8 protein-coding genes (1 of these 8 only partly in view) are annotated in these 15,211 nt (G+C 48.4%); all 8 read right to left on the bottom strand.

The window, feature by feature from the left end:
- Window positions 1–208: 208 nt before the first annotated feature.
- Window positions 209–5,422, bottom strand: coding sequence for an S-layer homology domain-containing protein (locus B9D94_RS11670; protein WP_148247064.1), 5,214 nt, complete (start codon window positions 5,420–5,422; stop codon window positions 209–211).
- Window positions 5,423–6,072: 650 nt separating this feature from the next.
- Complete coding sequence (locus tag B9D94_RS11665; protein WP_148247063.1) at window positions 6,073–6,645, bottom strand: DUF1697 domain-containing protein; 573 nt, start codon at window positions 6,643–6,645, stop codon at window positions 6,073–6,075.
- Window positions 6,642–8,048, bottom strand: a complete 1,407-nt coding sequence (locus tag B9D94_RS11660; protein WP_148247062.1) for a protoporphyrinogen oxidase — start codon at window positions 8,046–8,048, stop codon at window positions 6,642–6,644. Before B9D94_RS11660 ends, B9D94_RS11665 begins: the two co-directional genes overlap by 4 nt.
- A gap of 459 nt (window positions 8,049–8,507) precedes the next feature.
- Window positions 8,508–9,251, bottom strand: a complete 744-nt coding sequence (locus B9D94_RS11655) for a GTP pyrophosphokinase (RefSeq protein ID WP_006210951.1) — start codon at window positions 9,249–9,251, stop codon at window positions 8,508–8,510.
- 362 nt (window positions 9,252–9,613) lie between these two features.
- Window positions 9,614–9,931, bottom strand: coding sequence for an ArsR/SmtB family transcription factor (locus B9D94_RS11650; protein ID WP_076150576.1), 318 nt, complete (start codon window positions 9,929–9,931; stop codon window positions 9,614–9,616).
- A gap of 172 nt (window positions 9,932–10,103) precedes the next feature.
- Window positions 10,104–11,084, bottom strand: coding sequence for an acyltransferase domain-containing protein (locus B9D94_RS11645; RefSeq protein WP_253806137.1), 981 nt, complete (start codon window positions 11,082–11,084; stop codon window positions 10,104–10,106).
- Window positions 11,085–11,101: 17 nt separating this feature from the next.
- Window positions 11,102–11,776, bottom strand: coding sequence for an MBL fold metallo-hydrolase (locus B9D94_RS11640; RefSeq protein WP_148247061.1), 675 nt, complete (start codon window positions 11,774–11,776; stop codon window positions 11,102–11,104).
- Window positions 11,777–11,848: 72 nt separating this feature from the next.
- A protein-coding gene (locus B9D94_RS11635; protein ID WP_148247060.1) for an SDR family NAD(P)-dependent oxidoreductase crosses the window boundary here: on the bottom strand, window positions 11,849–15,211 show its 3' portion. The gene runs 14,631 nt beyond the window's last position; 3,363 of the gene's 17,994 nt are visible here — the last part of the coding sequence; its start codon lies off the right edge, out of view — the gene reads right to left on this strand; the stop codon is at window positions 11,849–11,851.

Raw genomic sequence — 15,211 nt, 5'->3', positions numbered from 1 at the left:
GTAAAGGGACAGAGCGTTTAATCATTGGATAAAAAAATAACCTGCAAGAGCGCACGTTTGTTCAAGCGTCCACTCTTGCAGGTTACGATTCTCCTATCGCTTTATCGGCTTCGATAGTGGAATGAATATCGATGAATCTCCTCATGTAAAAGAGGCCTTCACCCATGAATATGCTTGGGCGAAAGCCTCTTGTTCATTGAATAACTCGTTATTTCTCCACTTTCTCGAGCATGCGAAGAATCATCATAACCGCTTCCGCGCGAGTCGCGGATTCAAGTGGAGCAAATCGGTTACCCGAGCGGCCATTCACGATACCGGCATCAACAGCAGCGGATATCTCCTTCTCTGCCCAGGCAGGAATGTTGCTATGATCTCGGAAGGAAGATTCCGCATCCCCCAAGCTCAGTCCCAGGTATCTCACAAGTATGACCGCCATCTCTGCACGGTTAACGGTTTGATTCGGACGGAATGAACGATCTTCGTATCCCTTCACGATACCTTCGGATACGGCCCATTGAACGGCTTCAAGTGCCCAAGGTCCGATGAGGGAACTATCTTTGAAGTTCAGCGTCGCGGAATTCCCGTGGCCCTCCATGGCTTTTGCCAGCATCACCATAAATTCAGCACGGGTTACCTGACGGTCCGGTCTGAAGGTCTGGTCCGGGTAACCTCCAATAATCTCAAGCTGAACGGCTTGTTCAATGGCTGACGCGGCCCAGTGTTCACCGATGTCCGTTAACCCTGCCGGCATGGGATCGGGCTTCGTTGCTTCTGTCTCTTGCTTAGCTTTACGATGAATGTTCAACTGATAGACCTTTGTCGCGCCATTCTCGGCTTGAACTACCAACCTCAGAATGTTATCCCCTTCCGTTAAGGCGATCAGCTGATCCGGCTTCACGGCTTCATCACCCAGAAGCACCTTGGCTCCGCTGTGCGCAGCGCCAACACGGAGCTGTACCGATTCGGCTTCCGTTTCAAGCCGATACTCCGTTGTATTCTGGTTGAACGCAGGAGATAGTTCTACCGTTTTGCCGCCAATGATCACTTCAAGGCCTTTCAGGTTTGTGTTGCCTGACCGTACGATGCCTCCGGAAGAATCTGAACCTGAAGATGGAGGATTCTCCGATGAAGGAACAACCGAAACGTTATAGGCACGGATTGCAGCTTGCAATACTATCACTGCATCCTCTACATCCTTGGCTGTGGCTTGATCCTGTTCCGCTACGACACTGGCACTCGCAATGGCAGTCCGTAAAGCGGATCGTGCCGCTGCCGGGTACTGGCCCGGCGATGAGCCTTCTTGGGTTTCATCGAGCCTTTGCTGTGCCAAAGCAATCCACCTTTTCAGCTCTCTTTTGTCTACAGCTGCCGCCGGAGTTGTAACCGATTGATGAAGTCCATGGCTCTCTCCAGCCGCATTATAGGCTTTTACCGTAAAGTGATACAACGTATCCGGCTCCAGGCTGGAGACGGTATGTGAATACACGTCGTTCGTCACGGTAACCACCGGTTCACTCCGACCATTCTGATAGACGCGATAGCCATCCACGCCATCAGGTGCATTCGCCTCCGGCCAGCCCAAGGTTACACTTATTGGCGTAATGTCCGTAACCTTCAACTCTCCGGATGACCATACAGGCGCACCCGAAATGACCTCAGCATTCGTTGTAATCGTTAACCTGTCGCTTCGATCCGATTCGTTCCCTTGTTCATCCAGGGTAGTTACCTGGAATTCGTATACCGTGTCTGCCATCAGCCCTGTCGCTTCATACACACTCTCCGTTACAGTCGCTGTCTGCTGACCATTCTGATAGATATTGTAGCCCGCGACCTGCTGGTCCGGATGGTTCACAGAATCCCAGCCCAACTGAACCGAGGAGGATGTCACTCGCAGTGCCTTCAGATTCGTCGGAGCAGGAAGCTCCCCGCCTTCGGTTGTGAATGACCAAACATCCGATACGGTTCTCCCGCCGAATTCATCCTGTGCAAGAACATACCAGGAATACGTCGTCCCGTTCGATTGAAGCCCCGTCCATGGCTGCGTCACCACTGCACCGCTGGCAACTTTCTGCGGTGCACCCAAAGCCGCTCCTTTCAGATGATTCACTTGAATCGAATCCGTTGCCACCCTTTTCAGCTTCGGCTCAAGATCCAGATTCATCGTAAACTCGTCCACTCCTGGATTTGTATAATAATTGTACTTATCCAGGTATGGAGAATACGTATTCACGTAAATTTGATTGCTTTCCTTATCAAAATGCAGCAAGCGCAGATAGCCGCTGCCACCATCGGCATGTCCCTGGTAGTCCGCAAGCATCTGATAGACGGTTCTGTCCGGCGTACCGTCACCGTCATCATCCAGCTCATTCTTGAGCAGACTGGCTCCCGTGTAATGCCCGCTCAGAACAGCAACTACATTCGGGTTCGGGACGACCACTTCTTTGTATAACTTGTTTCCTACACCGGAACGCGTTCCATTGGCAAGCATGTAATCATGGAAATTCAGAAACGCGATTCGGTCCGGGTACTCAGCCAGAACCTCATTCATCCACTTTATGTCCTCGTCTTCGACTCCCCATCCCATATACATCATGATGTAGTCGTTGCCTTCGGCGGAGATGAGGTCGTAATGACCGCGATTATCCTTGTAGGAGCCACCGTAGTAAGGCTGATTCTTATAGCGGTCCTCTCCAAAATATTGACTGTAGGTCGTGTAATCCCAATCATAACTACCCACGTCATGATTACCGGCAAGCACGCCATGAGGCAAGTTTGCATTCTCCAGCATGTTCATATATCTGTCGGCTCGTTCCCACTGATATTGCGCCGTCGGATCATTTACGATGTCACCGGTATGGAACAAATATTTAATATTCATATCATCCATGGAATCGACGATCCAGTCGAATTGTTTCTGTTGAATGTGCGGGTACAGCTCTGTCAAGAACTGGGTATCCGATACCCAGACAAAGGTATAGTCATAATCACCTCGGGTGGGAATTTCATCCTGTACGATGACATCCACTTGGTTGCTCCGCACGTAGTCAGCTGCGGCCAATTCTCCACGAAGCGTAAAATCATCTTCGGACTGGGCGATATGTTTCGTGATTTCCGTCCACTTGCTTGTATTGTAATTCCACGCGTACATCGTGACCTTGCGACCAGAAACGGTATGTCCTTCCCAGCCCACTTCGACGACGTCGCCTGGTTCGGCGGCTTGCTCCAGGTCAACCTCGAAGCGGATGTAAGGGAACTGGGATGTAGAATCCACGGTAACATATTGATCGTTGGACTCGGAGATGAGTTTCAATTCCTCTTCTGTCAATACGGTTTCGCCAGCCGGAAGCTTGACCTTGGGCGGTTCTTCATCCGAAGCGTTCTTGGACAACTTCACTCGATCACCGCTTAACGAGTGATACGTATGCGCCTGATGGAAGGAAACCTCAAGCTCGTCATTCGATGGATCACTGACTTGAACCTTCAGCTCTGGCGAAAGCCCTGTTCCTGTCTCCTTATCCGCTGGTGACACCAAGACCGGTGCATTCGGATGCTCCTGAGCAGTGTTAAACGTAACGGAGCGTTCCGAACTGTTGCCGATCTTATCCACTGCGCGAATCTCCAGCTTATGATCACCAGGTGCAAGCTCCGATGATGAAGTCGCGTATGGCACCTCGATTAATCGACCGTCCAGTGTGACCTCCATACGATCCATGCCGGATACGTTATCCACAGCGGATACTTCGATCGGGATGCTCCCCTTATAAGACTTTCCCTCTTCCACACTCACATCGATTTCCGGCCCATGATTATCGGACTGAACGGTGGCAGATACTCCAGACTGGCCCTTTATGTTCAGTTGGACCGTATGCTGCCCGTCCGTAACTTGCGAGGTATCCCACGCATACGACAAAGCTTTTACCTTATCCGCCGGAATGTCAAAATAAAATTCAACCAGCGGCAGAAACCGTCCGTCATCACCCAGATCATGAATCAGCGCAGGGTCGCTGTATCGCGGATCCCATATCTCCGTTCCGTCTCCTAACAGAAGTCGTACATTTCGGGCATTGAAGTCATCCATGTTCCCAGCAGGCTTGTTATCCTCGAAGTAGGTTCGCTCATTGTCGCCTGCCCGAAGCGTTATTTCGTTAATGCCGCTTGTCAGCCACTCGGGTTCAATCGGGACAGCGATCGTTCGATAGCCATCTATATTAGCCTCGGTCTTGTAGAGAACGTCCTTGCCGATGGTTACCGTGTTGATCCCATCATCGATACCATCCGCTTCAAATACAAAGTAGGCTGAGTGCTCCATGACAGGCACACCTTGAACCCTCTGTCCATCTATAAAAAGCTCCAGGTCGTTGGATTCCGCACCATTTGCGGCGCCCCGGATGTACGTTGTGCCGGTTACGGTCTGTTGATGATCCAGGTTCAATCTGGCGCTTGCTCCATTCCCTGTCAGATCGACCTCATACTTGGGGCTCTCCACTTCTTTAAACGTATTGGACACCGTGAAGAAATACTCCAGTTTACGGTGTCCCAGCAGTTCAAGATAAGAGATCGTATGCCGGAAATCTTGCTTTCCTTCCTGGAGCTGAACGACCGTGTAATCATTTTGATCATCGACACGATAAGATAATGCCACAGAAGTGACCATTCGCGCATCATGGGCCTCGGCAATTATCTCCAGATTATCTCCCGGCTCTACGTCCATGGCTGTCGTGCGGTTCGTCACGGTCGGTTCCTTCGTTATATCGATATGTACCGGCTCCGACGGCACCTCAGAATGCTGTAATGAACCCGGCGTTGCCAGATGCTCCAGTTGGGAGATCCGCTGCATCTTCTGGCTGCCGTCCTCAGGATATTTATAGAAGATCCCCAGATCAGGACCGTTATGGACTTCTCCGTCATTATAGAATGCAGACACGATCGGTCGCCCGGTGTTGGTCACTACCATGAGCTCCCGCATGCGCGAATTGGACATACCGCCTGAGAATATTTTCACCACATCGGTGTTCTCAGTCAGCTGGGTGCCATAGTTATTATTAAAATCGCCAATCGTTGATTTATTGTTCTGACCGTTAATAATCCAGAACACCAGCGTACCGCCGGCTGGAATGGTCACCTCATCAGGGACGTGCGCCCAGAGGGTGTCACTCTCCAAATAACGGTAGCGTATTTTGTAATTGCTGAAATCGATAGCCTGATCGGTATTGTTATACACTTCAATAAATTCGTATCCATCTGCAGTTCCAACATTTGTAGAATCAGGTACAAGTTCAGTAATTAACAGCTCCGGAACGGTATTGCCTGTAGCCAGCTGCTCGGCTGAAGCTTGTCCGATACCAACGGTGAACGAGGCTGATAAGACGATACTGAGAATCAAGAAGCAGGAAATACATCGATTAAGGACGATCTTAGACATGGAAAACCTCCTAGAAATGATTTGTTGAGCAATCAATTCAGTTTCCCAATTCTCCAGGTCTCCATGGGATCTCCAAATTTAAAATTAAAGCGTTTCCATCACAAGCTCCTTCACAACGTTCGATTCAGGTTGTCCCCTCGAGGAGTTGCGTACCCCATCACCTCCTGAAATCAATAATTGCATATTCTGCCCGGTTTTTAAACCACTTTATGTAAAATTTGATAAATGATATATTAGTCCCGGTAGTCCCTTCCACCTCTAGTCACAGGGAACCATTTGTCAGGCATTCTTTACTATTAGATATGGACTTGGGCTCCATTTACTGCACAAAAAAAAGACCCCGCGAATGATATCGCAGGATCCTTATGAGTGGGAAGCGATTTGAAGTTCGTTATGCAGCAATTTTCCAATTGCTAGGGTGCATTACCTGAAAAGAATCGAAGAAATCTCGCTCTTCTTCTCCTTTTGCGAGTGTTCATGGCGAATCAACTGCCTTTCGGAATGACATCAAGTTCTTCCGTCCGTCGATTGACAATACCACTTCCCACTTATTCTATATTTACCCGATCCTCAATAAACGAAACAACTCTCTTTCAAAACCATTATGTCTGAGCGTCGATTACTCATCGATGCGAGTTCGCCCCGTTCAACTATTGAGGCGGCTCATTCTGCATCTCCATGGCCAGCTGTGCCAGCTTGTTCATCGTTTTCCAATTCCGCATCGTGACGGGTAGACAGAGCTTGGATAATTGCCCTGCCAGCTTGGAATTCCGGACGCTTTCCTTAAATAATAAATAGACCTCTTCACCTATCGCTTCAAAGGCTTCCTTGTCGTTCTCATAGTTCTTCAACTTCTCAACCTCTTCAACTGCAGGTACTTCTGGCAGCATGGCAACATACAGGCTTTCAAACTCTGAGGCTTCCTCGGCAAGGCGAATACGTTCTTCTGAGAAAGGACAATTCCGAATAATCCCTTCGATTTCCGAGGAGGTTCTGAGCAGCACCGGCACCGGGAAGCCAAACACTTCAAGTATGCCCTGCTCCATCTTTGCACGCAGAGCTGCTTTGGATTCCGCGGATTGAAACAGTACGTTTCCGCTCTGAATGTAGGTTTGTACATGGGTTAGCCCCATGCCCTCCAGCATCTTCCTTAAATCGGCCATTTTTATTTTATGGTGGCCGCCGACATTGATCCCTCGAAGCAGTGCAATGTAGATGGTCATGTGTTTGCCTCCTGATTACGTTCCATAATCTGACCAGCCGTATTCTCACCATTCGCAATACAGTCCGGGATGCCTACCCCATAGTAAGAACATCCCGCAAGAATCACGTTAGGATACGAATCTTTTAGTTTGTGCTCCAATGATTCTACAACCTGTCTGTGCTTCAAATGGTAATTCGGCATGTCGTCATGCCACTTCGTAACTTCACAGGAGACCGGCTCTGCCGTAATACCCAAGCTGCGGTTGATGTCCTCCATCCCGACCTGCTTCAATTCATCGTCCGTTAACCGGATTAACTCCTCATAATGCGGATTGGAGCTCTTGTAGAACAATCTCATCAATAATCGCTTGTTCTCGGAGGTATGCTCCCATTTCCGACTGGTCCAGGTGCAGGCATCACACTTCAAATGTGTGCCTTTGCCCGTAATGAATCCTGTGCCATCATAAGGAAGTTCTTCATCTTGTATATCAAAAGCAAGATACACACTGATGAGGGATTTGGTATACAGCTGATCGAAGTCTTCGTTAAGGTGTGGATCTTGCAGCAATTCCTTCGCAGATGAAGCCAGCGTGCTCAGCACAACATAATCGGCTTCAAGCTTCTCTCCGTTGGAGAGTGCAATTTCATAGCCATCAGCTAATTTCTTCAGCTTCGCTGCTGCCGTTCCTTTGTAAATCTCTGCTCCTGCTTGAGAAACCGTATCTTCCAGGGCATCAATCAAAGCCGAGACGCCGCCTTTGAAGGAGATGAATTTCTTGTTTCCCGCACCCAGATACTTCTGCTTATTCTCTGCGAGGCCGCCCATGATGCTGCCATATGTATTTTTGTAATCAAGCAAATAGGGGAAGGTGGAGGCAATGGTCAAGTCATGAAGATCTCCGGAATACACCCCTGATATGACCGGAGCGATCTGCTTCTGCACAATCTCCTTGCCAAGAAATGCTTCAAGAAACTCCCCCAGCGAATCATCCCTGGTGAATGTCTCATTGGGCGTGTAATAATCTTTGAGCGCCACTACCTTCCCCTCCGCGGATACGAGCTCACTTTCGGCCAGCGACCTCAGACTAAGCGGTATACCAAACACACTCTCGTCCGGAATTTTCTTCAGTCCCTCGCTTGTGTAAATAAAAGAGGTTCCCGTGGCATTATACACAACCTGATCCGTTAGCTGAAGCTCCTCCAAGAGCGGTGCCACATTCGTTTTTCGGGACACGATGGAATCCGCGCCGGTTTCCATAATAAACTCGCCATTCTGAACGGTTCGAATTTTCCCTCCAAGCGTTTCGCTTGCCTCAATAAGCACCAGATTCATCTCCTGCTGACGAAGCTTTAACTCTTTTTGCAGGTAGTATAAGGTTGAAAGTCCGGTAATGCCGCCGCCGATCACTACTATAGTTGTCACTATATACACCTCAATTATGTAGGTTCTTTACAATCTCATCCATGTTACTTACCATTGTATCCAATTCATAAGTATATCATAGAAGCAGTCCATCGAATGCCGCCATTCCCTCAATATTGTGAACAGTCTTTTCAGCAAAAGATCAGCATATCCAGCCGGGATGCAACGAAAAAAACTCCACGAGATGCCTCGCAGAGTTTTTTAAAGTGGGAAGCGGTTATTACCGTTCTCAAACCATCATTACATTACTTAGGATGTCTTCGGAATAATTCAGGCGGTGCCTTCCTTACTCCTCGTTATATGCTTCATGGGTATCAAGTCCTTTCGGTAATTCCGACTTTAACAGTCTTGTTATCCGTCTGGTGTTGATGTGACTCTCACTTCCCACTTAGGATATATATACCCGGACCACTGCCGATGAAACATGTTGCACTTGATATCTTCGAAACAGACTTAACCTTATTTCTCCTCCGTGAATACCTCAAGCAAGCCCGCTGGAAGCTCATACTTGCGATTGTTAATCTGAATGCTCTTCAGCTCCTCCAGCAATGAATCCTCACTCTCTGAATCTTTGATTGCTTGTACCTCATGATGCAATTGTTCCATTTGACGGTCCAGCGCATTGGCGGTATCCGCTGCATTCTTCAGCTCCTCCAGCAGCTGCTGAGGAACCGACTTATTATATTTGTAGAAGATCTTGTGCTCCAGGCTTGCCCAGAAATCCATGGCAATGGTTCGAATCTGAACTTCAACGCATACCTTTTCAACCCTGTCGGAGAAGTACACCGGTACTTCTACTAGAAGATGCAGGCTTTGGTATCCGTTCGGCTTCGGATTCTTGATATAATCCTTCACATTAAGAACCGTTAAGTCGCTTTGCTGCTGCAGCATATCGCTGATTTTGTAAATGTCGGAAATAAAAGAACAGGTGATCCTTAAACCTGCGATATCCTTAATGTTATCCTCAATCGAGCTTAGGGATATGTTTCCGCCTTTACGAAGCAGTTTCTTCATGATGCTTTCCGGTGACTTCAGGCGGGATTTCGTATGTTCAATCGGGCTATAATCATGAAGAGCCTGGAACTCCTCTTTCAATATTTCCATTTTAGTTTCAATCTCATCTAATGCGAATTTGTATTTCATCATGAAACGGGTAATTTCATTCCGAATGATTTTGAGCTGTTCGATTTGCAAAGAATTCATGGGATACTTCCTTTCGATTGTGTGATTCAGAGTCGTTTTTGACTCGATCGTAATTAAATATCGCTTGCTGATTACATACTAGAAGTTCCGTTCCCTCTCTAAATATTAGTTGAAAAGGAGGGGTGCCTGCAACTTTAGTGCAATAACGCAAAAAAGACGCCGCAACCATTTCAAGTTGCCCCGTCTTCATCCTATGCCGGTATGCTGCTGTTTGACTTACTTTACGCCGCTGTTCGCGCGGACTTTCAAGACTTCTGTTCAACAAAAGGTTACAACGAAACTCACATCATAATATAACTATATGATTATATTTAGAATAAAAAAAGCCTGGCAATTGAACAATGTGACCATCGTTAATCACATTAATATTTCATATCACTTTTGTTCAGCTGCTTAAGCATATCTTGTGGAGACGGCATCTCATTCAATACGGCCTGAATGTATGGCTTGTCTGCAACATTGAGCGAGTAATATACCCATTGTCCGCGCCTTTCTTCATTCACGATTCCCAGAGATTTCAGTTTTCTTAAATGTTGGCTGACACCTGGTTGTGACATATGCAGCACGTGAACGAACTCGCACACACACCATTCCCTCTCTGTTAGCAAGATCAGCATCGTCAGTCTTGTCTTATCTCCCAGCAGCTTTAGCTTATCTGAGATGATCTCCAAACGTTCCATTCTCTGAACCTCCAATACCATCTTGAGCCAGATTCCATCCACCGTTGATATATAATCATATAGTTATCATTCAATCGCAATAAAATTACTATTACTATCATGAAGCGCAGGTTTTATTTCTCGGGCAATCGCAAAATAATCTTGGTTTCGACAACCGAATCTCACTTTGCCATCATGTCGTTACCCGTTCCCATTTTATTTTGGACAGTACCTGCTCCAGCCTGTTCATATCCTTGTGAAAAGGACTAAGAACCGAATGTAAACTCTGGACTCCGTCCGGGCCAAATAACGAATGATTGTGCTTTATGAAGGTTGTAAGTGTTCCCCCTGGCCCCAAATCCACAAAAATCTTATCCTCCATGGGCAGCAAAGTTATCAAGGCATCGCGAAAGCGGATCGGTTCCCGCACCGCGTTCCATAAATGCTCGGACTCAAAAGAAGCGCAGGCCCCTCCTGCCAGAGCTGATATGACTCCTGATTGAGGAGACTTCAAAGAACATGAGGCTGCATAACGCTTATATAGTGCTCCGGCAGGATCTATCCACTTAGAGTGAAAACCATAATGAGTAGGTAACCGCTGATACGTCACTTTGCGTTTTTTTATATATGCCTCCACTTCAGAGAGGCCTGCTGCTCCACCTGAAACGACAAAATGATTGTCAAAATTAACCGAGGCAATCTCACAGTTCCGATAAAGCTCCGGTTCGCTATGGAACAGCGATACTTGTTCAAGAATAGCGATCATGCCTCCCGGTTCGCAATGATTCTGTACGATGTCCGCTTGAACGACCAAACTCTCCAATGCTGAAGTGTAATCCAGCGCTCCGGCAACGGTACATGACGCAAATTCCCCCAGACTAGTACCAAACACATAATCAGGGTAGATCTGCTGCTCCATAAATACCTGGGCTAAGGCATATTCGATCATGAATATGGCGGGATGCGTGAGCGGCAATGAGTCAAATGGTTGACTTATTGGATAATCCTTATCGTACAACTCGTCGATGACCGAATATCCGGTTATTCCGTAATAATATTGATCCAGATGCCTCATCCAGTGGCGGAACACCGGTTGATCTCGATATAATTCCCTGCCCATTTGGTAGTATTGCGAGCCTTGCCCGGAAAATAAAAATACGATGGATTTCCCCACCTTTGTTCACTCCCCTATCATCGAAAATTAAATACGCTTTTCTGATTCGGCCTCATTCTGAAATCGACAAAATGCTTGCGCGAATCCAATTGAAAGTAAATATTCTGATCGTACAACCTTCTTATGGTTTGGCCTGGCTCGGCCCCGTAGGAATGACCGGGATACACACGCAAGTCCGGGGCAGCCAAAGCCTTGATCTTTTGGATACTCTCAAACATCGCCTCAGCCGAACCGCCTGGATAATGGCATCCCCCACAGCCCTCTATGAATAAAGTGTCTCCAGTAAATACGCAGTCCTCCAGCAAAAAACACATGCTTCCCGAGGTATGTCCGGGTGTCCACAAGCAGGTGACCTTCGTTCTCCCAATCGAGATGACTTCTTGATCCGAGACACTTATCAGGTTTCTGCAATGGAATCCGTAGTCTTCAATTTCCACATTCGACATGAATACGTCACATTCAAAAATCTCCGTGAGCACCAAGGTCAAATTCACGTGATCATAATGGGAGTGAGTCAACATAATCCCCTTCACGTCTGCATTCAAATCGTTCAGCTTGCCGAGGATGGCATCGAGTTCCCATGAAGGATCGATTAACAAGGCAGAACGACTGCTTTTGTCCAAAACAATATAGCAATAATTAATGTAAGGAAGCGAGACCGTTCGTAGTGCACACACTTCGTAATTAACCATTGTCCTCCCTTTCGCATAGGCATGACAAAATCCCGACTAAGCGCCTTGTACCGCAGCTTAGTCGGGATTCGTTCACACCTTGCTTCCGTGTAATTCTTTCGTTTGCTCTTTAAACATCTGGAGGAACTCCTTGGTTATGCCTTCTCCAGAATATAACGCTTCGCAAAATGCAAAAATCGTTTCGTACGATTTAGCTTCCGACAACAGCACCATATGATTCGAAGGATCGATATCCATGACATGCAGGTCCGGGAACTGGCGTTCCCACTCCTTCCAGTATGCCGCTTGGTCTAGAACCGACGAATCTTCGGTTGTCGAGAAGTACGGCTCCAGCTCTCCGAAGATCAAGCCGCCCTTATTGCGGAAATAGTAGCAGGTTACGGCATCCGGGTCGGGAAGCGGCATCGCCGCATATTGATCGAATTGATAAGCATGCTGTATCTTGACATTCGCCTCGATCATGGACACAATCTGATCCTCGGTCTTGGTGAGTCCGCGTGTGTTTCCCAGCTTAATAAGCTGCTCCAGCAGTTTGCCCTCTTCCACATTAAAGTCCAGTTCATCCCTATGAATCAGCGTCTGGATAAACTTGTCTGGTTCTTGAAAATTCCTCGAGGCAAGCGCCAAGTTAACGGCCTGCAATACGGCCGTTGTTCTTGAGACGGCTCCTTGCTGGAACTCTTTGCCGTATGGGGAGTCCAGCATCACAACCGAATTCACCGCATGCCCCAGTACCTGCAATTGACGCGTTACTTCATAGGCCAGAACCCCGCCTAAGGAGTACCCTCCCAGATCATAAGGACCGTCGGGCTGAACCGATTGAATAATGTGGGCATAATAAGCGGCCATCGCCCCGACCCCTTTTAGAGGAGTACGGTCAGTCAACCACCCTCTCGCCTGAATTCCGTAAAAGGGACGCTCACTCTTTTGCGCCAACTTCTGGTACATTTCGACACCGCCCAAACCCCCATGAAACCAGAATACGGGCGAACCTTGTGATCCTTTGTTAAGCAGGATGAGCTCGGGAAATTGCGGCCAACTGACGGGTGCAATAGACGCATTCTCAGGATGAAGTCTGGGCTGCCTGTCTTCTGTCGGCGGCAATTCAATCATGGCAGCAATATCCATCACCGTCCTGCATTCCTGCAGCTTGACGAGATCAACCGCGGGATCCAGCTGGTGCTGCAGCTGCTGCAGCAGCTGCATCAATAGAATGGAGTCAAGCCCGTATCGATCCAAGGGCAGCCCCGGATTCATCTCAGCCGGTGCCATGCCCAGTATGCTCGATACGATATCGATCACGCGGCTGCTTATATAAGGATCAGGATCGGTCTCTTGTACATCGTCCAGCTCAGGCCAGCACCTTCTCTTCTCGAATGGATACGCGGGAAGAGATATTCTATGGACTCGTTCTTCCATATGAAGCCATTCCCAAGGGAACTGCCCGCCTTTTGTCCATTGCAGCGCTATGTTAGTCAAATTGTTTTCTGCAAAAAGCGACTGAAGCGCAGCCGAATCCAGTTTGGAGCTTGAGAAGGTTGTATCCCCGGTAAAAATGGCCGGATTCGTAATGGCCCCACCGGGGTTATCCGGCGATGCATTCAGGAATATCCTGAAACCAGTAATCAGTTCCTCCCTGCTGCTGGCAACCATAGCTAACCGGGACTCCATCTGTTCCCTTCCCACCTGTAAGGTATATGCAAATTCCTCTAATGAGAACTCGGAATGACGTTCTGCATATTCAAGCATCTGTGAAGCGTATTCTTGAAGCCGCTCTGTTTTTTTTGCCGACAGGACGATAATCTGAGGTTTCCCTGAAGGTTCTGCCCGAAGCAACCCTTCATCTGCAGGGATATACTCTTCAAGAATGACATGGGCGTTTACACCGCCGATCCCGTAGCTGTTTATCGCTGCGCGCCGCGGAAGCGTCTTGCCGTCTGCATCGGTTAAGGCTTCCCATTCATGATGCTCTGCGGAGATTCGCAGCGGACTGCCCGCAAGCGAAATATGTTCACTCGGACTTGTAAATCGGACCACCCCCGGGATAAGTTTATGCCTTATCGCCTGTATGGCCTTGATCAACGAAGCCATGCCGGAAGCCACTTCCCCATGACCCATGGCGGGCTTCAAGGTGCTGATATAACAAACATTGTCCTTGACTGAATCGATTGCAGACGAGCTGTTCGACGCAATCTCCTGATATCCCGCCCTCAGTGCATTCACTTCAATGCCGTCAGCCATCGGGGACGCAATGCCATGAGCTTCGATATAAGATATCGTCCGAGGATGAACTCCCGAGCCTTTAAAGGCTTGAGACATCGCGGCTTTCATGCCTCCGGCATTGGGAGAGGTCAATGACATCCCCTTGCCCCCATGCGAAACGCCTGTCCCTTTGATTACCGCATAAATGAGATTATGGTCCTTGATTGCTTTTGACAAAGGCTTGATGATCATCGCACCAACCCCCTCGCTCCGCACGAACCCGTCCGCGTCGGACTGAAAGGATTTGGCATGTCCATCCGGGCTAAGATAGCCCATGGCATCAAAACCTATGAAGCCTATTGGAGAGATCAGCAGGTTTACGGCGCCAACGATGGCTTGTTCGCATTCTTGATCGCGAATAGAGCGAATGGCACGATGCAAGGCCACCAAGGTTGAGGAACAAGCCGTTTCGTAATATTCGCTCGGCCCTTGCAGGTTTAAGGCATAGGAGATACGGTTCGGAATCAAGGATGGAACGACCCCTGTCATCGCTTGGGGATTCCCCTGCGAGATCGAAGTGATGTTCATATAATCGCCTGGACCTGCAGCCACGAATACACCTGTAGGATCTTGCGACAGCTTGCCCGGTGCAATACCGGCATCCTCAACCGCCTTCCAAACCTGGGTGAGCAGGAGACGCTGCTGGGGATCCATAATCTCGGCTTCTCTCGGGGAAATACCGAAGAATAACGGATCAAATTCTTCCACGCCTTCAATGAAGCCTCCCCATTTTAGACTGGAATGCCCTTGAGCCTCGGAAGGATCATCCAGACACTCCCTCCAGTCCCATCGCTCCTTCGGTATTTCCGTGATACAATCCTTGCCCTCCACGATGTTCCTCCAAAATTCATTCACATCCTGTGCCATCGGAAACAGACCGCTGATACCTACGATAGCCATCGGCTCAGGTTCAGCTTGAGTGTCTTGGGCAACCTGGGTTAACTGGACAGGCTGGACAACTTTCGGCGCCCATCGGGAGCGAGGTTTTCTGACGGGATTCACCTCTTCCTTCTCAACCTCAACCTCTACCTCTACTGCGTTTATCTCTATTACGTTAACCTCTGGAGCGTCCGACTGCATGTCCGATGGAGTCCCAGCGGCAAATGCAGCCGGATGTTCCGCGATCAGGTATTCGGCAAAACTATCCAGCGTTGTATATTCAAAGAACACGGT

It is taken from the genome of Paenibacillus sp. Cedars, assembly GCF_003184205.1.
Classification (GTDB): domain Bacteria; phylum Bacillota; class Bacilli; order Paenibacillales; family Paenibacillaceae; genus Paenibacillus_AQ; species Paenibacillus_AQ glucanolyticus.
Note: the sequence above shows the minus strand (reverse complement) of the source record. Positions and strands in the feature narration are given on the sequence as shown.